At 68.8% G+C, this 25,236-nt stretch carries 24 protein-coding genes; 16 read left to right on the top strand and 8 right to left on the bottom strand.

Translation table 11 applies throughout. The features are described 5' to 3' along the window. Positions 1-6: 6 nt before the first annotated feature. Positions 7-804, bottom strand: coding sequence for an FAD binding domain-containing protein (locus tag ACIBQ1_RS38730; protein ID WP_397284775.1), 798 nt, complete (start codon positions 802-804; stop codon positions 7-9). A gap of 90 nt (positions 805-894) precedes the next feature. On the opposite strand from ACIBQ1_RS38730, the gene ACIBQ1_RS38725 reads away from it, so the two are divergent. From ACIBQ1_RS38725 to ACIBQ1_RS38715, 3 genes are all read left to right on the top strand, one after another. Continuing rightward, positions 895-1,572, top strand: coding sequence for a GntR family transcriptional regulator (locus ACIBQ1_RS38725; protein WP_397284774.1), 678 nt, complete (start codon positions 895-897; stop codon positions 1,570-1,572). A gap of 420 nt (positions 1,573-1,992) precedes the next feature. Then, positions 1,993-2,991, top strand: coding sequence for a M23 family metallopeptidase (locus ACIBQ1_RS38720; RefSeq protein WP_397279684.1), 999 nt, complete (start codon positions 1,993-1,995; stop codon positions 2,989-2,991). 18 nt (positions 2,992-3,009) lie between these two features. Then, positions 3,010-4,434 carry an N-acetylmuramoyl-L-alanine amidase gene (locus ACIBQ1_RS38715; protein WP_397284772.1) on the top strand — a complete coding sequence of 475 codons (1,425 nt, stop codon included), beginning with the start codon at positions 3,010-3,012 and terminating at the stop codon, positions 4,432-4,434. Between the two features lie 182 nt (positions 4,435-4,616). Here ACIBQ1_RS38715 and ACIBQ1_RS38710 read toward each other — a convergent pair whose 3' ends face one another. Together ACIBQ1_RS38710 and ACIBQ1_RS38705 are read right to left on the bottom strand one after the other, a co-directional pair. Beyond that, a complete protein-coding gene (locus tag ACIBQ1_RS38710) occupies positions 4,617-4,853 on the bottom strand; it encodes an arginase family protein (protein ID WP_397284965.1) in 237 nt (78 codons plus the stop codon). 16 nt (positions 4,854-4,869) lie between these two features. Further along, complete coding sequence (locus ACIBQ1_RS38705; protein ID WP_397284969.1) at positions 4,870-5,028, bottom strand: hypothetical protein; 159 nt, start codon at positions 5,026-5,028, stop codon at positions 4,870-4,872. Positions 5,029-5,194: 166 nt separating this feature from the next. Between ACIBQ1_RS38705 and ACIBQ1_RS38700 the strand changes: the two genes are divergently transcribed. From ACIBQ1_RS38700 to ACIBQ1_RS38685, 4 genes are read left to right on the top strand one after another with little or no spacing between them, the layout of a single operon-like run. Continuing rightward, complete coding sequence (locus tag ACIBQ1_RS38700; RefSeq protein WP_397284770.1) at positions 5,195-5,764, top strand: peptidase dimerization domain-containing protein; 570 nt, start codon at positions 5,195-5,197, stop codon at positions 5,762-5,764. Continuing rightward, positions 5,761-6,555: a GNAT family N-acetyltransferase gene (locus ACIBQ1_RS38695; RefSeq protein ID WP_397284768.1), complete on the top strand. Its 795-nt coding sequence runs from the start codon at positions 5,761-5,763 to the stop codon at positions 6,553-6,555. The genes ACIBQ1_RS38700 and ACIBQ1_RS38695 overlap by 4 nt, the downstream gene beginning before the upstream one ends. Positions 6,556-6,557: 2 nt before the next feature. Then, positions 6,558-7,685: an o-succinylbenzoate synthase gene (gene menC, locus ACIBQ1_RS38690; protein ID WP_397284766.1), complete on the top strand. Its 1,128-nt coding sequence runs from the start codon at positions 6,558-6,560 to the stop codon at positions 7,683-7,685. Between the two features lie 24 nt (positions 7,686-7,709). Next, a complete protein-coding gene (locus ACIBQ1_RS38685; protein ID WP_397284764.1) occupies positions 7,710-7,850 on the top strand; it encodes a hypothetical protein in 141 nt (46 codons plus the stop codon). On the opposite strand, the gene ACIBQ1_RS38680 is transcribed toward ACIBQ1_RS38685, so the two are convergent. From ACIBQ1_RS38680 to ACIBQ1_RS38670, 3 genes are all read right to left on the bottom strand, one after another. After that, positions 7,839-10,142: an FdhF/YdeP family oxidoreductase gene (locus tag ACIBQ1_RS38680; RefSeq protein ID WP_397284762.1), complete on the bottom strand. Its 2,304-nt coding sequence runs from the start codon at positions 10,140-10,142 to the stop codon at positions 7,839-7,841. The genes ACIBQ1_RS38685 and ACIBQ1_RS38680 overlap by 12 nt on opposite strands. Before the next feature lie 36 nt (positions 10,143-10,178). Then, positions 10,179-10,697, bottom strand: a complete 519-nt coding sequence (locus ACIBQ1_RS38675; RefSeq protein ID WP_397284760.1) for an SRPBCC family protein — start codon at positions 10,695-10,697, stop codon at positions 10,179-10,181. Between the two features lie 371 nt (positions 10,698-11,068). Further along, entirely contained in the window at positions 11,069-11,341 is a 273-nt protein-coding gene (locus ACIBQ1_RS38670; protein ID WP_397284758.1) for a hypothetical protein, read from the bottom strand. A 324-nt stretch (positions 11,342-11,665) separates the two neighbouring features. Between ACIBQ1_RS38670 and ACIBQ1_RS38665 the strand changes: the two genes are divergently transcribed. From ACIBQ1_RS38665 to ACIBQ1_RS38625, 9 genes are all read left to right on the top strand, one after another. Continuing rightward, positions 11,666-12,868, top strand: a complete 1,203-nt coding sequence (locus ACIBQ1_RS38665) for a hypothetical protein (protein ID WP_397284756.1) — start codon at positions 11,666-11,668, stop codon at positions 12,866-12,868. Between the two features lie 501 nt (positions 12,869-13,369). After that, complete coding sequence (locus tag ACIBQ1_RS38660; RefSeq protein ID WP_397284754.1) at positions 13,370-14,674, top strand: hypothetical protein; 1,305 nt, start codon at positions 13,370-13,372, stop codon at positions 14,672-14,674. 10 nt (positions 14,675-14,684) lie between these two features. Continuing rightward, the gene (locus ACIBQ1_RS38655; protein ID WP_397284752.1) at positions 14,685-16,013 is read left to right on the top strand and encodes an extracellular solute-binding protein; all 1,329 of its coding nucleotides are present in this window, start codon (positions 14,685-14,687) and stop codon (positions 16,011-16,013) included. A gap of 2 nt (positions 16,014-16,015) precedes the next feature. Next, a complete protein-coding gene (locus tag ACIBQ1_RS38650; RefSeq protein ID WP_397284750.1) occupies positions 16,016-16,921 on the top strand; it encodes a carbohydrate ABC transporter permease in 906 nt (301 codons plus the stop codon). Then, positions 16,918-17,811, top strand: a complete 894-nt coding sequence (locus tag ACIBQ1_RS38645) for a carbohydrate ABC transporter permease (protein ID WP_397284748.1) — start codon at positions 16,918-16,920, stop codon at positions 17,809-17,811. The genes ACIBQ1_RS38650 and ACIBQ1_RS38645 overlap by 4 nt, the downstream gene beginning before the upstream one ends. 3 nt (positions 17,812-17,814) lie before the next feature. After that, positions 17,815-18,906 carry an ABC transporter ATP-binding protein gene (locus tag ACIBQ1_RS38640; RefSeq protein WP_397284746.1) on the top strand — a complete coding sequence of 364 codons (1,092 nt, stop codon included), beginning with the start codon at positions 17,815-17,817 and terminating at the stop codon, positions 18,904-18,906. A gap of 50 nt (positions 18,907-18,956) precedes the next feature. Continuing rightward, positions 18,957-19,883, top strand: coding sequence for an acetylxylan esterase (locus ACIBQ1_RS38635; RefSeq protein ID WP_397284743.1), 927 nt, complete (start codon positions 18,957-18,959; stop codon positions 19,881-19,883). 4 nt (positions 19,884-19,887) lie between these two features. Beyond that, positions 19,888-20,733, top strand: coding sequence for an acetylxylan esterase (locus ACIBQ1_RS38630; protein ID WP_397284741.1), 846 nt, complete (start codon positions 19,888-19,890; stop codon positions 20,731-20,733). Next, complete coding sequence (locus tag ACIBQ1_RS38625) at positions 20,730-21,914, top strand: aminotransferase class V-fold PLP-dependent enzyme (protein WP_397284739.1); 1,185 nt, start codon at positions 20,730-20,732, stop codon at positions 21,912-21,914. The genes ACIBQ1_RS38630 and ACIBQ1_RS38625 overlap by 4 nt, the downstream gene beginning before the upstream one ends. A gap of 116 nt (positions 21,915-22,030) precedes the next feature. On the opposite strand, the gene ACIBQ1_RS38620 is transcribed toward ACIBQ1_RS38625, so the two are convergent. Beyond that, positions 22,031-24,505, bottom strand: coding sequence for an FtsX-like permease family protein (locus tag ACIBQ1_RS38620; protein ID WP_397284737.1), 2,475 nt, complete (start codon positions 24,503-24,505; stop codon positions 22,031-22,033). Next, entirely contained in the window at positions 24,499-25,227 is a 729-nt protein-coding gene (locus ACIBQ1_RS38615) for an ABC transporter ATP-binding protein (protein ID WP_397284735.1), read from the bottom strand. The genes ACIBQ1_RS38620 and ACIBQ1_RS38615 overlap by 7 nt, the downstream gene beginning before the upstream one ends. Positions 25,228-25,236 lie beyond the last annotated feature (9 nt).

Below are 25,236 nucleotides of genomic sequence, written 5' to 3'. Positions count from 1 at the left end.
CCCCTTTCAGGCCCCCAGCAGGGCGCGACGCAGGTGGACGGGGTAGACCCGAGCGCGGTACCAGGCGGAGGCGTAGGCGTCGTCGAACGGCTCGATGACGTCGGCTCCGGCCGCCTGGGCGACGACCTGGGCGTTCAGCGGCGCGCCCAGCAGAACGCGCTCGGCGCCGACCGCGCGTACCAAGCGCCGGGCCAGGCCGCCGAGCACGAGACGGATGTCACCGACCAGGCCGTCCTCGATCGTGATCCGGGCCGCCACCGTCACGATGGATCCCGAGTTGAGCCGCCGCCGGCTCGCCTTGTGGAACCGGAACGCGTCCTCGGCCGGAGCGGTGAACCGGACGCGGGTCACCAGGTCGCCCGCCCGCAGGCCGCCGGTGACGACCCGCTCGAGCGGCTCGCGGCGGGCGCCGTCGGCGCCGAGCACGTCCAGCTCCGCGTCCAGGGCCAGAAGCGCCGCCGCCAGGTCGCCGTACGGTTGCGGCACGAAAAGGTTGCCGGCCACGGTGGCGAGGCTGCGGACCGGCGGCGCGGCGATCGACCGTACACAGCCGGACAGGTAGCTCAACCGATCGTCGTCCTCGACGTCGGCGAGAGTGGTGGCCGCGCCCAGGGTCACCGTGTCGCCTTCCACGTCGATGCCGGACAATCCCGCCCTGCGCAGGCTGACCAGCCGCAGGTCGTCGCCGGCCTGTTCGTTCAGGCGGGCCAGCAGGTAGGTGCCGCCGCCGAGGGGCACGGCCCCGGCCTGAAGCGCCGCACGCGCCGCTTCGGGGCTCTCGGGTGTCTGAACGGAGGTCAGCATGTGCACTCCCGTTATCGATATCGATAATTAACTTACGTGGCATGATCGAAGAGTCAAGGGCCATCTGGGCCCTCAACGTCAGGAGGTTCGTTGTCGGAACCCACGGGGAGCCCGCGCTCCGCGCGACCGACGCTGAGCCGGCAGATCCGCGACGGCCTGCTGCAACGGATCGTCTCCGGCGAACTCGGCGAGGGCGACCGGCTCATCGAGACGAAGATCGCCATCGAGTTCGGAACGAGTCAGGCCCCGGTCCGGGAGGCGCTTCGGCAGCTTGAGGGCCTCGGCCTCATCGACGGCCGGCCTCGTCACGGCAGCCGGGTGCTTCCCTTCGCCGAGCAGACGATCCGCGAGGCGTACATCGTGCGGGCGGCCCTTGAGGAGACCGCGACGCGGCTCGCCATGCTGGCCGGAACCCTCCCCTTCGACCGGCTGGGGGAGGCGGTCGAGGAGATGCACCGCTGTGCCCGTGACAACGACGTGCACGGCATCGGCCTGGCCAGCGCGCGGTTTCACCGGCACGTCGTGCAGGCCGGCGGCAACGCGCTGCTGACCCGCGCCTGGGAGGCGCTGCAGATCGAGGCGCGCACGGCCATCGCCCTCATGGTCACCAGGCCGGAACTCGAGCGGGTCGCCGACGAGCACCGCGAGCTGCTGGACGTCATGCGCGCCGGGGACGTGGAGGTGGCCTGCCGGCACGCCCGCGATCATCAGTGGGCCTACGCCGACACGTCGCACGACCCTTACGGAACGCCGAAACCCCAGGGGTGAGCCCTTGACGGCGCCCAGAGGGCCGAGCCGACGCCACGCGGCTGCCTGGAGACGCCCCGCAAGGCCATGACCTGGGCGGCGTCCGCCAGTGTCGGGCGAGTGCCGATCAAGTCCAGCACGCGGACGAGAGTCGCCCCGGCCTGCGGCCCTTCCGGACCCGGAGCGGCAGCAGCCCAAGGACCTTGAATACGGGCTGTTCAACCGCCATGACCGCGCGTTCTCCTGCGCTGGGCCCCGTGCGGGGCGCCCGTTGAGTGAAGCGCTCAAGGTGGGAGAGCCTTTGTAGCTCTTTTGGATGTTCTTTGTACGTGGAGCTCCCAATCTTGATCACCGGCAAGAACGCTTCGCAAGATCAACGGTCAAGATTCGCGGCGCCGGCGGAGGCATGGGCCCCTCCGGTGCGCGCAGAAAGGTATCCGCATGAGAACCAGAGGGGTGCTTACGGCCGGGTTCGCCCTGCTCTTCAGCCTCGCAGCCGGCCCGATCGCGACGGCATGGGCCGCCCCGACCCCCACTCCTTCCCCGTCGTCGACGGCGAAGGAGGACGAGGGGGAGACGGCCAACCCGCCGAACCAGGTGGACGTCCCGCCGGTCTCCACCCTGGCGGCGCCGGGCTTCCAGCTCCCGTTCCCCTGTGGCCAGACCTGGACGGGTAACTCCAGCAACAGCAGCGCGCACAAGTCGTACGAGATCGACTTCAACCGGGGCAGCACCGCCGATGCCGACCGTGGTGACGCCGTGGTCGCCGCCGCGGGTGGCACCGTGGTCATCTCGGCCCACCAGGGTTCGGCCAACGGTTACGGCAACCTGGTCAAGATCGACCACGGTGGTGGCTGGACGACGTACTACGCCCACCTGACCGTGCGCTCGGTCTCCGCCGGCGCCCAGGTCACGCAGGGCCAGAAGATCGGTACGGTCGGCAACACCAGCAAGCCCGGCAACAACATCAGCCCGCACCTGCACTTCGAGGTGCGCCAGGGCACGAGCTACCCCGGCAACATCCGCAAGGCCGTCTTCAACGGCGCCACCTTCGGTTACCCGAACGCCAGCGTGACCTCGAAGAACAAGTGCGGCGGCGGTGGCGGTTCCACCAACCCGAACACCGCCGAGTCGGTGTGCGGCGCCGGCTACAAGGTGATCGACTCGCAGGCGCTGGGCACGGCGGGCACGGTCTACCTGACCTTCAACGCCGGCAACGGCAACAACTGCGTGGCCACGATCAAGAAGGCCTCGCTGGGCAAGGCCACCGCCACCACGGCTTATCTGGAGGTCGTGGGCAAGGCCCGGGCCACTGACACCGGCAACTTCGAGTACTACGCGGGCCCGGTGCGCGCCGCGGCCGCCAAGAAGTGTGTCAAGTGGGGCGGCAAGGCCGGATCCAGCACGTACAACAGCCCGTCCGAGCACTGCGGGAGCTGAACCCCTTTGAATCTGCGCATGATCTTGACCGGTGCCGCCGTCCTGCCTCTGTCGCTGCTCGTGGGGCAGCCGGCCGGGGCGGCGGCCGCCGATCCGATGACCGACGCGTTCGCCAAGGCGGCGTCGACGTACGAGGTGCCTCGTGACCTGCTGGTCTCGGTGGCCTACTCCGAGACCCACCTGGACGGTCACCAGGGACGGCCCAGCGCCGACGGCGGCTATGGCGTGATGCACCTGGTCACCTCCAAGACCCTCGACAAGGCCGCCACGCTGACCAAGCAGCCCGCCTCGTCGCTGAAGGCGGACGACGCGGCCAACATCGCGGGCGGCGCGGCCGTCCTGCGTGCCCTCGCCGACGAGCTCAAGCTGGACGCCACCGCCCGCAAGGACGCGGGCAAGTGGTACCAGGCGGTCGCCAAGTACAGCGGCGCCTCTTCCCCCGCGGTAGCCCGGCTGTATGCCGACACCGTGTACGAGGAGCTCGCCAAGGGCATCCAGGCGACGACCCCCGGCGGCGAGAGCATCACCACATCGGCGAGCACCGTGACTCCCGACCGCGGCCCGTACGCCAAGGTGGACGACCTGGACAAGCCCAGCGCGCTCGCGGCGGCCACCGACTACCCGTCGGCCAGATGGGTTCCGGCGCACAGCAGCAACTACGCCGTCTCCAACCGGCCGACCAGCGACGCCATCGACCGCATCGTCATCCACGTGACCCAGGGCAGCTACGCCGGAACGATCTCCTGGTTCCAGACCGGACCCCGGCCGAACCCCACCTCGGCCCACTACGTCGTCCGCTCCTCCGACGGCGCCGTCACCCAGACGGTCAGGGAGAAGAACCGGGCCTTCCACGCCGGCAGCTACAACCGGCGCTCGGTCGGCATCGAGCACGAGGGCTTCGTCGACAACGCGACCTGGTTCACCGACACCATGTACCGCGCGTCGGCGGCGCTGACCCGCAACATCGCCGACCGGTACCGCATCCCCAAGGACCGCACCCACATCGTGGGCCACAACGAGGTCCCCGGCGCCGACCACACCGACCCGGGCCGGTACTGGAACTGGTCCAAGTACATGCAGTACGTCACCGGCAGCAGTGGCGGCGGCGGGGGCACCAACCCGCACACCGCCGAGTCGGTGTGCGGCACCGGCTACAAGGTGATCGACTCGCAGGCGCTGGGCACGGCGGGCACGGTCTACCTGACCTTCAACGCCGGCAACGGCAACAACTGCGTGGCCACGATCAAGAAGACCTCGCTGGGCAAGGCCACCGCCACAGCCGCCTTCCTGGGGGTCAAGGGCAAGACCCGGGCCACCGACACCGGCAACTTCGACTACTACGCCGGACCCGTACGGGCCGCCGCCGCCGACAAGTGCGTCCAGTGGGGCGGCAAGGTCGGAACGAGCACGTACGAGAGCCCCTTCGAACACTGCGGCGGCTGATCTGCTGACCCGATGACCTGTGGCCGGATCGCGCGGGCTCGCGATCCGGCCACAGCTGTTCCCGTGCCACTTGCTCGGGCCGGTCATCGCTCGGCATCAGGAGGTCGAGATGCCTGGTCGCGTCCGGCAGAGCGGTCACCGGCGGCTCGCCACGACGCCCTGGACCGGGGCCGTTCCGACGACTACGTCCGGGCGACCATGGCCAGGAGGTCGAACGTGAGGCCGGCGGCGGCCAGCGCGGTGATCTGAGCGTGGTCGTAGGCGGGTGAGACCTCGACGACATCCGCACCGACGACGTCGAGGTCTGCGAGGCAGTACAGCAGCATCTGAAGCTCCCGGGTGCTCAGCCCGCCGGGCTCAGGGGCGCCGGTCGCGGGCGCATAGGCGGGATCGAGCACGTCGATGTCGATGCTGAGCAGACTCGTTCGTACCGAGTCACCGTCGGCGGACCTGGACGCGGTCGGTCGCTCCGCGCGGGTGGTCGCTGGCTTGGTCCATGAGCGCCTGGGGCGTCGACCAGAGATCCTGCGCGTCGACGGAGTCGACCATGTCCTGCTGCGCGGGGCCGACCCGAAGGTCATGCTCCTCGGGCACCACGACACCGTCTGGCCGCTCGGCACGTTGGACGAGCTCCCCTGCACCGAAGCTGCCGGCGTCGTCCGTGGCCCGGGCTGCTTCGACATGAAGCCTTGGCCTCGTCCAGGCGATCCATGCTCTCGCGTGGCTGCGGCAACGCCGCGGCACCGGTGCCCTCGACGACGTGACCCTTCTGATCACGGGCGATGAGGAGCTGGGGTCCACGACGTCACGAGCGTTGATCGAGCAGGAAGCAGGCCACTGCCGGGCAGTCCTCGTGCTGGAGGCGGCCGGCCCGGAGGGTGCCCTGAAGACGGGGCGCAAAGGCGTGTCCCTTTACCGGATCGACGTGCTCGGTCGTGCCGCGCACAGCGGTCTCGATCCGGAGAAGGGCGTGAACGCGACCATCGCCATCGCGGACGTCACGTCGTCGATCGACGGCAGCCTGCCCCCGGTCCGGGTCCGGGCCGACATGACACGTCCACCCGAACCGCTGGAGGGCGCCTGGGAATGCGCGGGCCACCGCGCGGAGGTGGCCCCCGACGCGGACGGTCTCACACTGACGCTGTGGGAGCGGAAGGAGCATCTGCGCGACGGCACGGCAGCAGAGCCGGAGTCCGTCGCGCTGCATGCCTCGAACATCCCGGGCGTCTACGCCTACACCACCGCTGAGCTCGCGGGGGAGCAGCAGTTCCGGCCCGTCGCCGGCGGCGCCTACAACGGACACCGCTTCCTGCGGCAGGAGCGCTCATGACGACCCAGGCGCCGAGCTCGACCTCCATGGAGCTGCGGCTGCTTCACCGCCCGGAGGAGATGTCCGCCGCCTCCGAGCTCGTGGCGCAGATCTGGAAGGTCCAGAACACCCAGTCGCATGTCAGCCCGGAGCTCCTCACGGCGTTCGCGCACGCGGGCAACTACGTCGCCGGTGGTTTCCGCGGCCATGAGCTCATGGCGGTCTGCGTCGGATTCTTCTACCCGCCCCGGGAGAATGCCCTGCACTCCCACATCGCCGGCGTGCGACCGGACGCGGCAGGCACAGGATGGGGCAGAGCCCTCAAGCACCACCAGCGCGACTGGTGCCTGGCCCGCGGTGTCACCCGCGTGACGTGGACCTATGACCCCCTGGTGGCCCGGAACGCGTACTTCAACCTGCACAAGCTCGGCTGTGAGGTCGAGGTCTACCTTCCCGACTTCTACGGACCGATGGGTGACGGGCTCAACCAGGGCCAGCACAGCGACCGGATCATGGTGGCCTGGCACATCGGGCAGGCCACGACGCCCTCACGAGCCGAGAAGGAGCACGGCCCCGCCGTACTGAGGTCTGTGGACCGGCGACCCCAGCTCGACCTCGGCCAGGCGGAGTCGCTGACCCGATGCATCGTGGAGATCCCCTCGGACATCGAGGTTTTACGGCGCCACGAACCCGAGCTCGCGATCTCGTGGCGGCTCGCGCTACGACGGGCGCTGGGTGGACTGCTGCGAGAAGGCTGGGTCGTCGTCGACTTCGACCGCGAGGGTCACTACTGCCTCACAAGGAGTACCTGAGAATGCACATCGAGCGTGTCGAGCTCATCACGGTCCGGATGCCGCTGATCCACCCGTTCACCACCTCGTTCTCCACCCAGACGGAGCGCCTTCCGCTCCTGATCCGGGTCACGGCCTCAGACCACGGCGGCACCGTGACAGGGTGGGGTGAGTGCGTCGCCCTGGCCGAGCCGTTCTACTCGCCGGAATACCTTGAGGGAGCCCGAGAGGTCCTGCGGCGATTCCTCGTGCCCGCGCTGTTCGAGTGGCAGGCCGCGGGTCACGCCGTGTCGGCGTCGACGGTCGGCGCGGCACTCGATCACGTGGTCGGCCACCGCCTGGCCAAGGGCGCTCTGGAGATGGCGATCCTGGATGCCCAGCTGCGGCTGCGGAACATGTCGTTCGCAGCGCACCTCGGTGTGACCCGCGCCTCGGTGCCGTCGGGGGTCAGCGTCGGCATCGAGAAGTCGATTCCCGACCTGCTCGGCCGGGTGGGCGACTTCGTGGATCAGGGCTACGCGCGCATCAAACTCAAGATCCAGCCCGGGTGGGACCTCGAGCCGGTCAAGGCGGTGCGCGAGCGGTTCGGCGACATCGCGCTGCAGGTCGACGCGAACACCGCCTACCGTCTCTCCGATGCCCCGCTGCTGCGCGGACTCGACCCCTTCGATCTGCTGCTGATCGAACAGCCGCTGGGCGAGGAGGACCTGCGACAACACGCGCTGCTCGCGGGCATGCTCACCACGCCGATCTGCCTGGACGAGTCGATCGTCGACGCGCGGTCCGCCGCCGACGCGATCACGCTGGGGGCGGCGAGTGTCATCAACATCAAGCCAGGAAGAGTGGGGGGATACCTCGAGGCGGCACGCATCCACGACCTCGCGCTGGCGCACGGCGTCGCGGTCTGGTGCGGCGGCATGCTCGAAACCGGCCTCGGCCGGGCTGCCAACGCGGCGCTGGCCGGGCTCCCGGGCTTCACGCTGCCCGGCGACATCTCGGGTTCGGATCGGTTCTACGCCCAGGACATCACCGAGCCGATCGTCATGAAGGACGGCGCGGTGTCGATCCCCGGCGGAGCCGGGTTCGGTGTCGAACCTCTTCCCGCGGCACTCGGCGAGATGACCGTTCACACGCTCGACCTCACCGCCTAGCGACGAGACCAGGGATCAGGCCAGATGGGATCAGAAGGCGGCTACGACACCATCGTCGTCGGAGCGGGCTCGTCCGGCTCGGCACTCGCGGCGCCGGCCCGGTGGTTGCCGACGGTGCTGCGCTTTCATCGGCTGGTCACCCCGGCGACACGGTCATCGCTGTGAGGCGGTCCGCCTGGGCTCCAGCCGGACGACGATCCCCTTCGATGTCGGCTGGTTGCTGCTCTCGGCGACGCTGTCCAGCGGCACCAGGACGTTGGTCTCCGGGTAGTAGGCAGCGGCGGAGCCCCGTGTGGTCGGATACGGGACCACCACGAAGTCTTCGGCACGGCGCTCGACGTCATCCGTCCACACGCTGACGAGGTCGACATGCCGGCCTTCGGACAAGCCGAGTTCTCTCAGGTCAGCCGGGTTGACGAGCACCACGCGGCGGCTGCCGTGGATGCCGCGGTACCGGTCGTTGGACGAATAAGGGATGGTGTTCCACTGGTCATGGGAGCGCAGGGTCTGCAGCAGCAGGTGCCCCTCGGGGGCGTGCGGCATCTGCCAGGCGTTGCAGGTGAACAATGCCTTGCCCTGCGGTGTGGGGAACACCCCCTCGTTGACCGGGTTCGGGAGGGTGATACCGCCGGGACGGGCCACCCTCCGGTTGAAGTCGTGCAGTCCTGGCACGATGCGGGAGATGTAGTCACGGATCCTGCCGTAGTCGGCCTCGAACTGCTTCCACGGTATGTCCGCCTTGCCACTGAGGGTCCGAGAGGCGAGGCGGCACAGGATGGCGACCTCGCTGAGCAGGAGCTTGGAGGCTGGCTTCAGACGCCCGCGGGAGGTGTGCACCTCGCTCATCGAGTTCTCCACGGTGACGAACTGCTCTCCGCCGGCCTGGATGTCGCGTTCGGTACGGCCCAGGGTCGGCAGGATGAGTGCGGTCTGACCGCAGACCGTATGGGACCTGTTGAGCTTGGTGGAGATGTGGGCGGTGAGGCGGCACCGCCGCATGGCCTCCTCGGTGACGGCGCTGTCGGGCGCGGCCCGGACGAAGTTGCCCGCGAGAGCGAGGAAGAACTTGATGCGGCCCTCGCGCATCGCCCTGATCGAGTTCACCGAGTCCAAGCCGTGGGCACGAGGCGGGTCGAAGCCGAACTCCTGCTGGAGCGCGTCCAGGAATGAGTCCGGCATCTGCTCCCAGATACCCATCGTACGGTCGCCCTGCACATTGCTGTGCCCGCGCACCGGACAGGCCCCGGCTCCTGCCCTGCCGAGGTTTCCGCGCAACATCAGGAAGTTCACGATCTCCCGGACGGTGGGAACGCCATGTTTGTGCTGCGTCACCCCCATCGCCCAGCAGACGATGACGCGCCGGCTACGCAGGACTTCGTCGTGGACCTTCTCGATCTCCTCGCGGGTCAGTCCGGTCGCGGTGACGACGTCCGTCCAGTCGATGGCGCGGGCGTGCCGGGAGAACTCCTCGAAACCGCTGGTGTTGGCCCGGATGAAGTCGTGGTCCAGGACACGGCCTGGGTTTGTGTCCTCCGCTTCCACCAGCAGCCGGTTGAGGCCCTGGAACAGTGCGAGGTCGCCGCCGGGCCTGATGTGCAGGAAACGGTCGGCGATCTGGACGCCGTGTCCGAGCACCCCGTTCACCTGTTGCGGATTCTTGAATCGCAACAGCCCGGCTTCCGGCAGCGGATTCACCGCGATGATGCGGGCGCCGTTCTGCTTGGCCTGCTCCAGCGCGGAAAGTTGCCGCGGATGGTTCGTTCCGGGATTCTGGCCCACCAGGAAGATCAGGTCGGCGTGGTGAAGGTCGTGCAGGCTGACCGTTCCCTTGCCGGTGCCCAGGGTCTGATGCAGGGCGAAACCGCTGGACTCGTGACACATGTTGCTGCAGTCGGGCAGGTTGTTGGTGCCGAGCGCCCTGGCGAAGAGTTGCAGGACGAAGGCGGCCTCGTTGCCGGCCCTGCCCGAGGTGTAGAAGACCGCCTCATCGGGAGAGTCGAGCGAGATCAGCTCCTGGGAGAGCAGCCCGAAGGCGTCATCCCAGCCGATCGGCTCGTAGTGATCGGAACCCGGCCGCTTGACCATCGGTTCGGTGAGCCGCCCCTGATGGTTCAACCACATGTCGGATCGCCGGCCCAGCTCGGAGACCGTGTGCCGGCGGAAGAAGTCGGCGGTGACGCGCCGCGTCGTCGCCTCGTCGTTGATGTGCTTGGCACCGTTCTCGCAGTACTCGTTGCGATGCCTGTGACCTGGAGAGGGGTCCGCCCAGGCGCATCCGGGACAGTCGATGCCGGCCACCTGATTCATGGTCAGCAGCGTCACTCCGGCTCGCCACGGGGACGTCTGCCCGAGGGAGTACTCCAGCGCGTGCACCACCGCGGGCACCCCCGCCGCCCATTTCTTCGGCGGGGTCACGGTGAGCGGATCTTTGGGCTCGTCGCCCGGTGGATTCGGCATCAGGTCGCTTCTCGCTCGCAGTCTCAGGAACGCAGGTCAGCCAACGGGCCACGTGGGTACCCGGCATCTCGGCGGTTCCGCTTCGGTCGGTTGGACGCGTCCGTTGCGGATGATCCCTCGCCAGGCCCCGCACTCTTCCCCCAACGCTTCGATGAACTCCTTGAAGTGCCCGAGTTCATGTCGGACCACACGGCACGTGAGCCCAGCGGCGTTCGGGAGGAGGGCCGCGCCGCCACCCGGGCTGACCTGTAGCCGCACCGTGACCACGGTGCCTCCCGATTCGGTGGGGCGGAACGACACCTCTCCCGAATGCCAGAGACTCCGTTCCAGGCTCTGCCAGGCCACATGCGAGTCCGGCTGCTGCTCCACGATTTCCGCCTCGAACTCGCGGCGCATCGGCCCGTAACCGATGACCCAACGGGTGACCGTGGGCTTGACCTGCTCGACCCTCTTCACCACGGTCATGAATCGCGGAAAGCTCTTGAACTGGGTCCACTGGTTGTACACGGTGCGCACCGGGACCGCAATTTCCACCGTCGCTTGAATAGAGTTCACGGGTCACCCATCTTCAGGCAGGGCTGCCCTGTCCGGACTTTTGGATTATGTGCATTTTATGACGGGGGGCTTTTCGGCTCCATCTGCCAAGGGGCCGGCGAGCGCAAACTGGCGGTCAAACTTCACTACGCCCCGCCCGGCCGAACAAAGTAAAAAGATTATGGCTCGCCGGGAAAACACAGAAAAACCCGGGTTGAAAAGCAGTGGGCTCGCCGCCGCGAACAGTGCGGCTCGTTCACCGGCGATGGCAGTGCAGCCGATCAAGCAGGAGGTAGGCGCGTTGTTCGGCGGCGGCGAGTTCGGTGGGGTCGATCCCGGCCCGTCGCCGCGACCACCACGGCGGCGCCGGCTCCTCCCGCTCCCGGCCGAGCTCACACCGCGAGGGCGGAACCGCTGCCCACGCAGGCCGTCATGGCCGCGGCGGCCAGGGCGAGCACGGGGGCGCGGCGAGCGTAGGGCAGATTGCGGCAGAACGTGGTGGTGAAGGAGCCCAGCATGGCGTAGACCGCGAGGTCGGGTCGCCCCGCCGGCACGATCGGCACCGCCACCAGCCCCATGGCCAAGGCCGCCCGCACGGCGAAGAGCAGCGCTCCGTCCACCTCGTGCAGCGTCAGTGCACCACGAGGGGAGAGCACACGACCCACGCCGATGACCGAACGCCGCCGGCTGCGCCTGGTTGCCACTCGATGCCGTGCCGCGGCTCGCGGGCGCGGTGGCCCTGGGAGTCGCAGTCGGCGTGGCCGTCGGACTGCGTGGTCGTCGCGGCGGCTCTGTGCGGGCTGGTCGCCATCGTGCTGCTGCTCCTGCGTGGCCAGTCCGACGCCGGTCACGCCGCGGCCGCGACCGCGCGCTCTGATCGCGTAGGGATGCCTTCACGTGATTCGTGGCCGACGAGGTAACCAAAGCGGACAATGGGAATAAATAGCTACGAAAGGATCGATAGTCGCTGAGACGGTGGGGGCACGCCAATGGTTGACATCGATGTTCCGATCTGGGCTGCCCGGCTCCGGGTGTTGCGCCGCGGGCGGCTGTGGGGCCGGCGCGAGCTGGCAGACCGGCTGGTGGAGGCGGCGGACGAGACCGAGCGTGATCGGGTTGCCGCACCGGAGACGCTCGTACGGATGATTCGGTTCTGGGAGGCCGGAGAGCGGTGGCCCGACGAACGGCACGCAGAGTTGCTCTGCCGGGCTTTCGACGTGGACGAGGCGGAGCTGTTCATCGGGGAGGCCGCCGGGACCACCCTGTGGCATTTCCTGACCGGCATACCCCTGTTGTCGGGTATGTTCACAGCCGAAGAAGAGGAGCGCACAGGTCGGGCGATTGAGGCGCCTCAGCGGGCCGACGACCGAACGGTCGGTTACTTCCGGGCGATCACTGATGCCTACACGCGGGCCGACCTCCGGCCCGCCGAGCAGATCAATGTCCTGTGCCCCATCTTCGCCGGGATCGAGGAATTCCACCGCGACGCCCGTTCGCCTGTCAGGCGGGACTTCCTGCTGCTCGCGGCGGAGAACGCGGAACTGATCAGCCGCATGCATCACGAGAACGGCAACCCTGACGGGGCGCTCGCATGGTCGGATGAGGCCATTCGCGATGCTCGTGAAGCGGCGGACACGCTCCTGGAGGCCTACGCGCTCGCCCAGCGGAGCGGTCTGTCCGACTCGGAGGACGACCCGGGTCACCTCGTCGACCTGGCCGTCGCCGCCCGTGAACACGGCCACCTCCCGCCGCGGATGGACGCGCTGTCGCGGCATCACGAAGCGCAGGGACACGCCCTCGCCGGAGACTTCGACATGTGCCTTCGCCGGTTGGAAGAGTCCGCCCAGTCACTCGCGGAACCGGAGGACGTCACGCCCTACCGCTTCGACTGCTCGGCCGAGGCGCACAACGCCCTGTGCGTCTGGTGTCTCGTTGAGCTCGGCCGCGCCAGGGGCGCGATCGAGATCCTGGAACAGGAGCCCGCCAAGGTCACGCCAACGTACGCCGCCGCCTACGCGCTGGCCCGCAAGGCCCATGCCTACGCCGACGCCCACGAGCGCGAGCAGTCGGTCGAGACGGCCCGCCAGGCCTTCGCCATGGCCAGGCAGACGGGAGGCCTGCGCGCCATGCGAGAACTGGTCGGGATCCAGATCCCGCCTCAGCGGGCGAAGCACCAGCGCATCCTCCTGTAAGCCGCTCAGTCCAGCCTCCACCGCTGCCGGCGCGCCGTCATCGGGCGGAATGAGGCCGTCGTCCACCAGCGTTCCCGGGCGATGCGGAACCCGTTCCAGCTCCTGCTCGGCCCGCGCAAAGGACTGGCGCCGTCAAGTAGCCGCCCGCACGCGCAGGTCGCCCTTCAGACCGTTCACCGAGGGCTCCGTACCGGGATGCGGGCCGCAGGAGGCGCGCGGGACCACGCCGTGTGTGCCACCACCCCATAACCAGCGGACGGGCCGGCGCATACCGACCCACCCACCAAGATCCTCAGGACACCGCTCGCCGCCTGAAGTCTCCCATCGATCCCCGTTGACCCGACCACCACCCGTCCTCCGGTACACCACCGGCCCTCGGCGGCCGGCTTGTTACTGGGGAAATTCTTTGGGCTGACCCCTTGACCTGGGCCCCGAGAGGGGGGAGTTTGGGCGGCATCGGATTTACGAGTCATTTCCGAACCTAGTTCGCAAAGGGGCGTCGTGGCGATTGTGATCGGAGTGGTGACCCACTCGACGCACGGGGAGTTGTTCCGGGAAGCCGCGAACACGCTCGGTGGGGTCGACCTGGAGTGGGTCAGCTACGACCACGAGGACGAGATCCGTGCCAAGGTCGCCGAGTTCCTGAGCACGACCCGGCTCGACGGCTTCCTGGCCGGCCCGGTCCCGTACACGGCCAGCCGCGAACTCCTCCCACCCGGCCTCCCGGTCGGCGTGATCCGCTCGTCGGCGCTCGACCTGTCCCTCGCGCTCTGTCGCGCCCAGGAGCGTGGCTGGGGCCGCACCCCGGTCAGCATCGACACCTTTCCCGCCGAGGCGGTCGAGGCGGTCGCCACCGCGCTCGAACTCGACGCCGACGCCATCGACTGCCTGCCGTATGCCCCCACGCAATCCGTGGAGGACATCGTCGAGTTCCACCGTTCCGCGTACCGCCGGTTCGGCGACCGCGGCTACGTGATCAGCGTCCGCGCCGCCGTTCGCGAGCAGCTGTCCGGCGAGATCCCGATCATGAGCGGCATGCCGGTGCCGACGACGATCCGGACCGAGCTGCACGAGCTCGCGCTCCGGATCGAGTCCGAGCGAGCCAGCGCACAACGCTTCGCCGCCGGAGTCTTCCTGATCTCGCATTCGCAGGACGAGGAACGGGCCCGGATCGGCCTGATGAATCTGCTGCTCAACACCCCCGAGTTCGCCGGCGCGTGGATCGAGGACCGCGGCCGGCGCGGAGTCATCGTCTTCGCCCACAAGGCCTTGTTCGAGCGCATCACCCGCAACTGGGTCGCCGTACCCGCGCTCGCCGAGGCGGCCGCGGCGCTCGGTGCGCGGGTCTCGGCCGGGTTCGGCGTCGGCGCGTCCGCCCGCAACTGTGTGGCCCTGGCCGAACAAGCGGCCGCCCGGGCCGAGCGGGAGAGCGAGCCATGCGGCTACCTGATCGAGGACAGCGGCGTGATCATCGGCCCGATGGGTCCGGTCCTGGCGGCGCTCAGCTACTCGTACCGCGAGCACGGCGACGACGTCGAACGGCTCGCGAAGTCCGTCGGCCTCAGTGCCGCGACCGTCTCCCGGCTGGCGGCACTGGACCACGAACTGGAAGGTCGCGCGATCTCGCCCGGTGAGCTCGCCGACCATCTCGGCATCACGGATCAGAGCGGGCGCCGGCTGATCCGGACACTCGACGCCGGGGGCCTGGTGAGCGTCGAAGGCACTGCTCAGCACCATCCCAAAGGACGCCCGACGCGTCTGTACCGGCTACGCATCGCCCAAGCACTACTGCGCCCATCGCGTTGAAGGGACAGCCATGGAGTTCAACCGCCGCCAGATCCTGAAGTACGCAGGCCTCGGCCTGGCCCTGCCCGCCGCATCGCCCCTGCTGTCCGCCTGCTCCAATGACAAGTCCGCAGGCTCCGGCGACGGCAGCGTGAAGTTCGAGGGCTGGGACTACGAGGCCGCACTCGTCCAGCAGAACCTCGACAACTTCACCAAGACCAGCAACATCAAGGTCAACTACACCCCGATCACGAGTGCGCAGTACGTGCAGAAGGTCGTCGCCGAGTTCACCGGCGGCGGCGGTCCGGACGCCCTTTATGTGTACGACGATTCCCTCGCGGCCTGGGTCGAGGGGGACTATCTGCAGCCGCTCGACGGCCTGGCCGGCGTCGACGAGGTGTACGACGCGATCTACCCGGGCAACGCGGCCGCGATGACGTACCAGGGCAAGCGCTACGGCCTGCCGTACTACACGGACTCCAACTGCCTGACCTACAACACCGACATCCTTGCCAAGGCCGGGATCAAGAAACCCCCTGCCAGCCTGGAGGAACTCGAAGCGCAGGCGATCAAGATCAAGAACGCCGGCCTCCTGCAGTACCCCATCGGCGTACCGGCGCAACTGTCCGACACCTGGTGGTCCTGGGTGTGGGCGCTGGTCTTCGGCAGCGGGGGCAACATGTTCGACGACCAGCAGGCGCCGATCATGAACACCACCGACACCGTCGTGAAGGACGTCTTCGCCTGGCTGCAGCAGGCGGCGAACAAGTCGAAGGTGATCGACCCGGCTTGCCTGCAACTGCTGGCGGTCCCGATCGACAACGCGATGAAGGCGAACCGGTACGCGTACACGATCGGCGCGCGGTACGCGAGCCGCGACTACAACGACGCGACCAAGTCCAAGGCCGCGGGCAAGATCCGGATGGCGCTGGTACCGAGCCTCGATGGTCAGGTGCACGGGACGGTCAGCAACACCCGGCTCTATGCGCTGGCCAAGGACACCGAGGTGAAGGACAACGCGTTCAAGCTGCTCACCTACCTGGGCGGACTCGACGCGAACAAGAAGCCCTATACCGCGAAATTCTGGTTCCTGCAGCGTGGTCTCGGGTTCGCCTACAAGTCGATGGCGACCGACCCGGAGATCGTCGCATCGCTGAAGAAGTTCGCCGACCCGGCGATCTACGCCCACCTGGGCGAGATCGCCAAGCCGCGCAACGTGCTCGGCGTGCCGTGGTACACCGAGTTCGAAATCGAGATGCACAAGGTCGTGCAGGGCGTGCTGAGCAACCAGACGCAGCCGTCCGCGGCGGTGGCGAGCTTGGCGCAGTCCGTTGACACGCTGAAGAAGAAGTACAACTGAGGATGGCTGTCCTCTCCGAACGCCGGCCGCTGGGCGACAACGCCAAGGCCTGGGCGCTGAACGCGCCGGCCATGATCGTGATCGCCCTGCTGGTCGCCTACCCGATCGCGTACTCGTTCTGGGTCAGCCTGCAACGGAACAACCTGAAGCGCCCGCGGGCGAACAAGTTCATCGGCTTCGACAACTACGAGGCCCTGCTCAGCGATCAGGCCTTCCTGTCCGCGCTGAAGGTGTCGGCCCTGTTCGTCCTCGTGGTGCTCGGGCTGACCGTCGTACTCGCGCTGATCCTGGCGCTGGTGCTGAACGAGCGGTTCCGCGGCCGCGGTCTGCTGCTCAGCCTGGCTTTGCTGCCTTGGGCAATGCCGGGGGTGGTCAACGGCCTGATGTGGCGGACCATCTTCGACGCGAAGACCGGAGCCCTGAACGGGCTGCTGACGCAGCTCGGACTGATCGACGACTATCACGCCTGGCTGACGTCCGGGACCGGCGCGTTCCTGTTCACCGCACTGGCCCAGGTGTGGAACACGCTCCCGTTCTCGGTCATCATTCTGCTCGCCGGATTGTCGACAATCCCCTCAGAGCTGTACGACGCCGCCACCGTCGACCGGGCGGGTGCGGTGCAGCGGTTCATCCAGGTGACGTTGCCGTGGTTGCTGCACCCCCTGCTGATCGTGCTGATTCTCGAGACGATGAACGCGTTCCGCGCCTTCGACACCATCTACGTGCTGACCGGTGGCGGACCGGGTGACGCGACCACCACCATCGCCCTGCTCGACGTGCAGACCGTCCTGACCTTCACCGACTTCGGCCTGGGCAGCGCCTACGCCTGGGTGATCACCGCGATCACCCTCCTGATCTCGGTCGGCTACATCGGCCTGCTCTACCGAAAGGGGAACTTCGAGGTATGAGCACCGCGGTGAAGGTTCCCCTGCGCTACCGAATCCCCTGGAAGAAGATCGTCCTGTACGTGCTGGCGGTCGCGTTCGCGCTGTATCTGGTGTTGCCGTTCTACTGGATCGTCGCGATGAGCTTCATGCACGAGGTGGATGCGATCTCCGTTCCGCCGCACTGGATTCCGGCCCCCCCGACGTTGGAGAACTATCTCGGTTTCATTCACCCGAGTGAGGCCCAGCAACTCGTCGGCGGTCGGGCGATCGACGAGACGCCGTACTCCTTGCGGAACAGCCTGATCGTCGCCACCTCGACGGCGATCCTGAATCTCGTGCTGGCCACGTTCGCGGCGTACTCGTTCTCGCGGCTGAAGTTCCGCGGCAGTCAGGTGCTGCTGGTGCTCTACCTGCTCACCCGGATGGTGCCGGGGATCGCGATCATCATCCCGTTCTACCTGCTGATGCGGACGTTCGGGCTGCTGGACACCTACCTGGCGCTGATCCTTTCGTACACGACGTTCGCGCTGCCGATCACGATCTGGATCCTGAAGGACTTCTTCCGCTCGGTGCCGCGCGAGCTTGAGGAGGCGGCCCGGGTGGATCGGTGCGGCTGGTTCCGGACCATGTGGTCGGTGTTCCTGCCGGTCGCGGCGCCGGGGCTGGTCGCGGCCGCGGTGTTCGCGTTCATGACCGCGTGGAACGAGTTCATGTTCGCGTTGTTCCTGACCAGCACCAGGGCGGCGAAGACGATCCCGGTGGTGGCGGCGAACTTCGCCACCGACTTCAACACCCAGTTCACCGTGATGGCCGCGGCCGGCGTGCTCGCGGTCGTCCCACCCCTGGTGCTGGCCCTGCTCTTCCAGCGCAAGCTGGTCCAGGGCATGGCCGCCGGATCCGTGAAGGGCTGACAGATGGCAGAGGTTCGACTCGAAGGCATCACCAAGTCGTTCGGCGGCAAGATCGCGGTGAACGACCTGAATCTGACCATCGAGGATCAGGAGTTCCTCACCCTGGTCGGCCCGTCCGGTTGCGGAAAGTCGACAACCCTGCGAATGATCTGCGGCCTGGAACGGGCCTCCAAGGGCAACATCTTCTTCGACGGCAAGCCGGTCAGCTGGCTGCCGGCCAACAAGCGCGACGTCGCGATGGTGTTCCAGAGCTACGCGCTCTACCCGCACAAGACGGTCCGGCAGAACATCGGGTTCGCGCTGAAGATGATGCGGGTGCCCAAGGCGACGATCGCCGAGCAGGTGCTGCAGGCGGCCCGGACGCTGGACATCGAGGACCTGCTGGATCGCAAGCCGCGCGAGCTGTCCGGTGGCCAACGGCAACGGGTCGCGCTCGGTCGCGCGATCGTGCGGGACGCCGGCGCGTATCTGCTCGACGAGCCCCTGTCCAACCTGGACGCGCAGCTCCGGGTGCTGATGCGTGCGGAGATCAAGCGGCTGCACGTGGACGTCGCCCGGACGTTCATCTACGTCACCCACGACCAGGTCGAGGCGATGACGATGTCGGACCGGATCGCGGTGATGCGCGATGGCGTGGTCCAGCAGTGCGCGACGCCGGCGGAGATCTACGAACGCCCGGCGAACCGTTTCGTCGCGTCGTTCATGGGCTCGCCGCCGATGAACTTCGTCACCGGCGAGCTGGCCGACGTCGACGGCGTCCGGACCTTCCGCAGCGGCGCGTTGAGCCAGGAACTGGGCCGGTACGACGTTTCGCCGGACGACCCGGCCGTCGTCCTGGGCGTCCGGCCGGAGGACGTGACGCTGTCGGCGACCCCGGTCGAGGGCTACCAGCCCGGGAAGGTGTTCGTGTCCGAGCCGCTCGGTCCGGACGTGCTCGTCACGGTCCGGATCGACGGCGAGCTGCTGAAGGCCCGCGTCCCGGTGCCGTTCCGGCTGGGTCATGACAGCACGGTGTACGTCGGCTTCAACCAGAACCGCCTGCATCTGTTCAAGGCCTCCGACGGCACCGCGCTGCACGCACCGCGGCGGGAATAGGCGCCGCCCCCGAGTACCGCCCCGCAAGCTCCCCATCGAGAGGAACGCTCTTGAGAAACCCCGAGAACGCGATCGTCGAGGTCGAGCTGCCGGACGACTTCGACGACTTCTGGGCGGCCGGCCTGGCGGACTGCGCGTCGTACCCGCTGGACCCGGTCCTCACCGAAATGCCGTCGCTGTCCACGGACAAGGTGATCGTCTACGATCTGCGCTACACCAGCTATGGCGGTCTGCGGATCGCAGGCTGGTACACCGTCCCGCGCGATCGGCCGGCTCAGTTCCCGGCGTTGGTGACGATCCCCGGCTACATGTCCGAGCCGACGATCCCGAAGGAATGGTCCGAGCTCGGGTACGCCGCGCTCGCGGTGGCGCCGCGCGGAAAGCTGCGGTCGAACGACGTGTTCAACCCGGGCTACCCGGGATTGCTGACGCACAACATCGTCGACCACAACACGTACGGGTATCGCGGGTTCTACCTCGACGTGGTGCGGGCGGTGGAGGTATTGCTCGATCGTCCGGAAGTCGACAATCTGCGGATCGGACTGCAGGGGTCGAGTCAGGGCGGCGGCCTCGGGATCTCGACGGCCGCGCTCATGCCGGACGTGATCCGGTGCGTCGCGGCGGGAGCGCCGTACCTGTGCGGGATCATGACCGCGCCGACACTGACCCGGTCGTATCCGTACGAGGAGATCAACGAGTACTTGCGGGTGCACCCGAAGGACGTCGACCGGGTGCGGGAGACGGTCGCGTACTACGACGGGCTCAACTTCGCGCCGAAGGTGCGGGCGCCGACGCTGCTGTACCTCGGGCTCGAGGACGACGTGTGCCCGCCGGAGACCGGGTTCGCGCTGCGGCGGGTGCTGACGTGCGAGACCACCTTGCACGCCTACCCGCACTGCGCGCACCACGCCGGGCTGCCGGGCGTGCTGCGGATCGTGGAGGACTTCCTGGCCGAACACCTCACCCCGGGACGGTGAACCGATGAACTTCGACAGCTACTGGTCCGCCGTCGACGAAGAGCTGGCCGCGATCCCTGCCCGGCCCGTGCTCGACCTGGTGCCGGCGCGGACGACGGACGAGGCGACCAGCTACACCGTGCGGCTCACCAGCACCGGGCCGTACCGCGTCTTCGGTCATCTCAGCATCCCGGCCGGTGACGGGCCGTTCCCCGCGCTCCTGCAGACGCCGCGCCACGGGAGCGTCAACGAGATGCCGCACCCGAACGATCGCAGCCGGTACGTCGTGTTCGGCCTGGTGCACCGGGGTCAGCGGCTGGCCGACGAAGGGTTCTCGGCGGCGTACCCGGGATTGTTGACGATGGGCATCGACGATCCGGCGTCGTACATCTATCGCGGGATCGCGGCGGACTGCCTGCGGGCCGCGGAGTTCCTGATGAGCCTGGACGAGGTCGATCCGGCGCGGGTGGCCGTGCGTGGGAACGACCTGGCGGTGCTGACGGCCGCGCGGCGGTCCGGGTTCAGCGCGGTCCGGGTCTCGGAGTTGCTGTTCTACCGGGCGGCAGAGGCACGGCTGAAGTCGAGCCACTATCCGCTCGAGGAGCTCAACGACCACCTGCGTGCCGGTTCGTCGGCGCAGATCGTCGACAACACTCTTGCCTACTTCGATCCGGTCCGGCACGCGTCTGCGGTGACCGCTCGGACGTTGCTCGCCGTCGACGATCCCGACTGGTGCGCCGCGCTGATCGAGGCCTTGCCTGCCGCGAGCGTCTACAAGCTGACCCACCTCGACGGCACCGACAACGACTTCCTGGACGCCTGGCTGGCCGAACTCTCCGGCGTACCACCGATGTCGAAGTTCCTCGTATGACCAATCCCTTCGGGGTCCGGCCCGTCATCAACGCCTCCGCGACACTCACCGCACTGGGCGGCTCGCTGATGCCGCCTTCGGTGCTGAAGGCGATGACGGAGGCGGCGGCCCACTTCGTCGACCTGCCCGAACTCCACGACCACGTCGGTGAGCGCCTGGCCGCGCTCACCCGCAACGAGGCGGCCTGCGTGACGTCCGGTGCCGCGGCGGCGATCACCCTCACGGTCGCGTCGTGTGCCGGTGAGCCCGCGCAGGCGTTCCCGGCCGATGCCGAGGTCGTCATGTTCACCGGCCAACGCAACGGCTACGACTACTCGGCCCGCCTGACCGGCGCCCGCATCGTGGAAGTCGGCCCGTCGACCCAGGAGCTCCGAGCCGCCCTGGCACGCCGCCCCGCCTGCGTACTGTGGTTCGCCGGCGCCCACTACGCGGCGGATGCCTTGCCGATCGAGGACGTGATCCGAGTCGCCCAGGAGCTCGCCTCGTCCGGCCCGGCCCCCGCCGGCACTCCGGGCGGACTGACCCTCGCCGGCCCTTCTGGCCCCGCCGGTCCACCGGCTGTGCCGGTGATCGTGGATGCGGCGGCCCAGATTCCACCCCGCTCCTCGCTGTGGCGATTCACCACGGAGCTCGGCGCAGATGCCGTGATCTTCAGCGGCGGGAAAGGGCTGCGCGGACCGCAGTCCAGCGGGCTGGTGCTGGGGAAGCGGTGGATCGTCGACAGGTGCCGGGCGCATGCGTCGCCGAATCAGCAGATCGGGCGCGGGATGAAGGTCGGGAAGGAAGAGCTGCTCGGGCTGTACGCCGCGGTCGAGTGGACGCTGGAGCAGGACGAGGAGGCACTGCTCGCGAGCTATGAGCAGATTGTCGACCGATGGATTGCCGGCTTGCGCGAAGTGCCGGGTGTCGTCGCCGAGCGCGGGTACCCGAGTGAGGCGGGCCAGCCGCACGGGCGGGCGGTTGTCCGATTATCGACAACCAGCGGCTGGACCCGGGACGGGTTGGTGCGGGCTTTGTGGGACGGGGACCCGCGGATCGCGGTCGGTGTGTCCGGCGTACCCGACGACGCGATCGCGCTGAACCCGCAGACGATCGAGCCGGGGGAAGACCTGGTGGTTCTCGAAGCGCTGGTTCGGCACCTGAGCTCTGGAGACGGCGAAAGAGCCGGACGAGACGCGTGACGGGTAGCGCTGACCAACCTGGATCAGCCGCTGTTCGACGGCGCTGACGCCGACGAAGCGGGATCTGGTCGACTACCTGGACGGGCCGCGTCCAGCCGATCACGGCCAAGCCGGGCTCAGGCCCGGGGAATCGCCACCGTCTTGATCCGGCTCGCGGGCAGTACGGCCGCCAGCACCGCGAGTGCACCACAGAGGCCGATCACCCCGATGACCGGCCCCCAGGGCATGTCGATTGCCACAGACCCGGACAGTTGCGCCAGAGCGGCGTACAGACCGAGCAGCCCGAGCCCGGTCGCGACGGCGGCCAGGACCACGCCCACCGCCACTACCAGCAGGGCCTCGGCCATGACGTACCGCAGGACCTGAGCCCTGGTCGCGCCGAGCAGGCGCAGGGCGCCGTGTTCGCCCGCCCGGTCAGGGGCTGCCATCAGCAGCGTGTTGACCAGGGCGATCAAGGTGTAGCTCAGCATGATGCCGAGCACGGCCAGCAGGCCGAGACGGCTGGCGGAGGTGCGGCGGTCGATGGCGGTGGCGGCCCAGGCGTCCTTGGTCACGGCGCGGGCGTTGTGCCCGTCGGTGGCCCGCTCCAGCGCCTGCCGGACCTCGGTGGAGGAGGCGCCGGGACGCAGTTTCACGTACGCGACCGACGGCAGAACGGACAGGGCGTGCGCCGGGGTGACGTAGGAGTCCGCGGCCGAGCCGGTGCCGAGCAGCGCGACGACCGTCAACGTGGCCTGGCTGCCGTCGGCCCGCCACAACCTCACCCGTTGCCCCAAGGCCAGCTCCCAGGTAGGTGAGACCGCGATCGTGTCGTCCCGCAGCTCGGCGAGCGATCCGGCGGTGACGGGCACGGACAGGGCAGTGGTGAGCGCGGCCGGGTTCACGGCCTCGGCGGGCCGCTTGATGAGCTGAGTGCCCGCGCCTTCGAGCGTGTAGAGGCTGGTCGAGGTGACGGTGGTGACATCGGCGCCGGGCACGGTACGCAGGCGTTCGACGAGCTGCCGGTCGAGTCCGGCCGCCGCGGTGGGCATCACCAGGTAGTCGGCGCGGACGGGAGCGGTCTGCATCGCCGACTTCGTGGCGTCGGTCATCGCCGCGGCCCCGAGCAGGGTCGCGGCCAGAGCCACGGTGACCAGGACGGGTGTGGCGACGGCGGCGGTACGCCGGGCCGAGGCGCCCGCGCCGGCGGCGACCACGAGCGCGCCCGCGCCACGCAAGCGGGCGAGCGGGGCGGCCAGCAGCGCCACGGCCGGGCGGACGAAGACCGGCGCGAGCAGACCCACCCCGGCGATGAGCAGCATGACGATGGGCATGAACGTCTTGTTGTTGGTCGCGCCGTCCGGGTCGCTGACGGCGTTGACGGTCATGCTGATGACCGCGGTGGCCAGCAGGCCGGCTCCGGCGATCCAGCGTCCGATCGTCATGGCCTTCGGCTCCACCGCCGCCGCGCGCAGTGCCTCCGCCGGCCGCACCCTGGCCGCGCGCCAGGCGGCGACGACCACGCCGAGCAAGGCGACCAGCACACCGGTGGCGAAGGCCACGTAGGACGGCACGGACGAGGTGGAGGGTGTGAGCCAGTGGGGCGCCATCCCGAGCGAACCCAGCCAGTCCAGGATCGGCGGGGCGCCCAAGGGGCCGATCACCGCGCCGAGTGCGGAGGCGACGATCGCGATCAGGAGGGCCTCACCCTGCACCATGCGTCTGACCTGGCCGGCGGTCGCACCGATGGTACGGAGCAGGGCGAACTCGCGCTGCCGCTGACCGACCGCGAAGGCGAACGTGGAAGAAACCACGAAGATGGCGATGAATCCGGCGAAGCCTGCGGCGATGCCGACGATCGTGTTGGCGTTGTTCCGTGCCTGATCGTCCGCCTCACGGGTCGGGTCGAGCAACGCCCGGTCCTGGCCGGTCAGAATCTTGAACCGGCTTGAGACCGCCGGCGTGCCCGTCCGAGCCGAATCGGGCGCGGCCGCCCCGCCGAGCACGGCGCGTACCTCGGCGACGGGACGCCACAGGGCGAGCGCGTCGATCCGCGGCGACAACCGGGCAGCCCGCTCGTCGCTGAAGAACACCGTAGGCTGCGAGCCCGCCGTGGCGAGCCCTACCACCAGGTACTTCCGGGCCCCGGCTGCGGTCACCACGTGGACTCGCCCACCGACCTGGGCGCCGACGGTGACGACGATCTCGTCGTCCCCGGTGGGCGCCCTGCCCGCCGACAACCGCTGTGGCGCCGTACGGGCGGCGGACCAGGGACGGCCGACGGCGGGCGGCCCCCCGTCGAGCTGCGCGGGGAAGATCCGGTCCACCACGGCCCCGGGCAGCCGGGCCGCCAGTTCGGGCGTCAGGCCCCGTGGCTGGGCCAGCGGCGCGCTGCTCTGGCCGTACCGGCTCTTGACGGTAAGCCGCTCGTCGGGGGCCACCACGACGGGAGCGGCGGCGTATCGCTGCGGGGCTCGGTCCGGCGAGAAGAGGCTGGAGGCCAGCACCTGGCCGAGCGCGGCCATGAGGGCCGCGCCGAGCGCCAGAGCGACGAAGGTGCCGGCAAAGGACAACCATCGCGTACGGAGGGTGGACCAGGCGATGCTCAGCACGACGCCTCCAACTGCAACATCCTGGTCGCGACCTGCTCGGCGCTCGGATCCCGCAGTTCCCCGTACACCCGGCCGTCGGCCAGGAACACCACGCGGTCGGCGTAGGACGCGGCCACGGGGTCGTGGGTGACCATGATGATCGTCTGAGCCTGCCGGTCGACCAGGTTCCGCATCAGCCGCAGCACCTCACGGCTGGTGCCGGCGTCCAGAGCGCCGGTGGGCTCGTCGGCGAACAGCACGGCCGGCCGGGTGACCAGGGCGCGGGCGATGGCGACGCGCTGCTGCTGGCCGCCGGACATCTCGGCGGGCCGGTGGTTCACGCGCTCGGCCAGGCCCACGGCGGCCAGGCTCTGGCGTACCTGCTGGGCGTCGGGACGGCGGCCGGCCAGCCGCAGCGGCAGGGCGACGTTCTGGGCGGCGGTGAGCGACGGCAGCAGGTTGAAGGACTGGAAGACGAACCCGATCCGATCGCGCCGCAGCAGCGTCAGCTTTCTGTCACCGAGCGTCGCCAGATCCCGTCCGTCCACGAGCACTCGACCGGAGCTCGGCCGGTCGAGCCCGGCGGCGCACTGCAGCAACGTCGACTTGCCCGACCCTGACGGCCCCATCACGGCGGTGAACGTGCCGGCGCCGAAACCGATCGACACGTCGTCGAGCGCCGTGACGCCATGTGCGTAGTGTTTGGTGACCGCGGTCAGGTCGACCGCTTGCATGGGATTCATGGACGACGA

Origin of the sequence: Nonomuraea sp. NPDC050153, from assembly GCF_044460125.1 — a bacterium.
Classification (GTDB): domain Bacteria; phylum Actinomycetota; class Actinomycetes; order Streptosporangiales; family Streptosporangiaceae; genus Nonomuraea.
Note: the sequence above shows the minus strand (reverse complement) of the source record. Positions and strands in the feature narration are given on the sequence as shown.

Coding starts and splice junctions, on each gene's coding strand:
- ACIBQ1_RS38695 (WP_397284768.1), top strand. CDS start 5,761: ATGACGACCCAGGCGCCGAGCTCGACCTCCATGGAGCTGCGGCTGCTT.
- ACIBQ1_RS38650 (WP_397284750.1), top strand. CDS start 16,016: ATGGCTGTCCTCTCCGAACGCCGGCCGCTGGGCGACAACGCCAAGGCC.
- menC (WP_397284766.1), top strand. CDS start 6,558: ATGCACATCGAGCGTGTCGAGCTCATCACGGTCCGGATGCCGCTGATC.
- ACIBQ1_RS38625 (WP_397284739.1), top strand. CDS start 20,730: ATGACCAATCCCTTCGGGGTCCGGCCCGTCATCAACGCCTCCGCGACA.
- ACIBQ1_RS38615 (WP_397284735.1), bottom strand. CDS start 25,227: ATGAATCCCATGCAAGCGGTCGACCTGACCGCGGTCACCAAACACTAC.
- ACIBQ1_RS38645 (WP_397284748.1), top strand. CDS start 16,918: ATGAGCACCGCGGTGAAGGTTCCCCTGCGCTACCGAATCCCCTGGAAG.
- ACIBQ1_RS38630 (WP_397284741.1), top strand. CDS start 19,888: ATGAACTTCGACAGCTACTGGTCCGCCGTCGACGAAGAGCTGGCCGCG.
- ACIBQ1_RS38685 (WP_397284764.1), top strand. CDS start 7,710: ATGGGATCAGAAGGCGGCTACGACACCATCGTCGTCGGAGCGGGCTCG.
- ACIBQ1_RS38665 (WP_397284756.1), top strand. CDS start 11,666: ATGGTTGACATCGATGTTCCGATCTGGGCTGCCCGGCTCCGGGTGTTG.
- ACIBQ1_RS38720 (WP_397279684.1), top strand. CDS start 1,993: ATGAGAACCAGAGGGGTGCTTACGGCCGGGTTCGCCCTGCTCTTCAGC.
- ACIBQ1_RS38655 (WP_397284752.1), top strand. CDS start 14,685: ATGGAGTTCAACCGCCGCCAGATCCTGAAGTACGCAGGCCTCGGCCTG.
- ACIBQ1_RS38730 (WP_397284775.1), bottom strand. CDS start 804: ATGCTGACCTCCGTTCAGACACCCGAGAGCCCCGAAGCGGCGCGTGCG.
- ACIBQ1_RS38680 (WP_397284762.1), bottom strand. CDS start 10,142: ATGCCGAATCCACCGGGCGACGAGCCCAAAGATCCGCTCACCGTGACC.
- ACIBQ1_RS38715 (WP_397284772.1), top strand. CDS start 3,010: ATGATCTTGACCGGTGCCGCCGTCCTGCCTCTGTCGCTGCTCGTGGGG.
- ACIBQ1_RS38640 (WP_397284746.1), top strand. CDS start 17,815: ATGGCAGAGGTTCGACTCGAAGGCATCACCAAGTCGTTCGGCGGCAAG.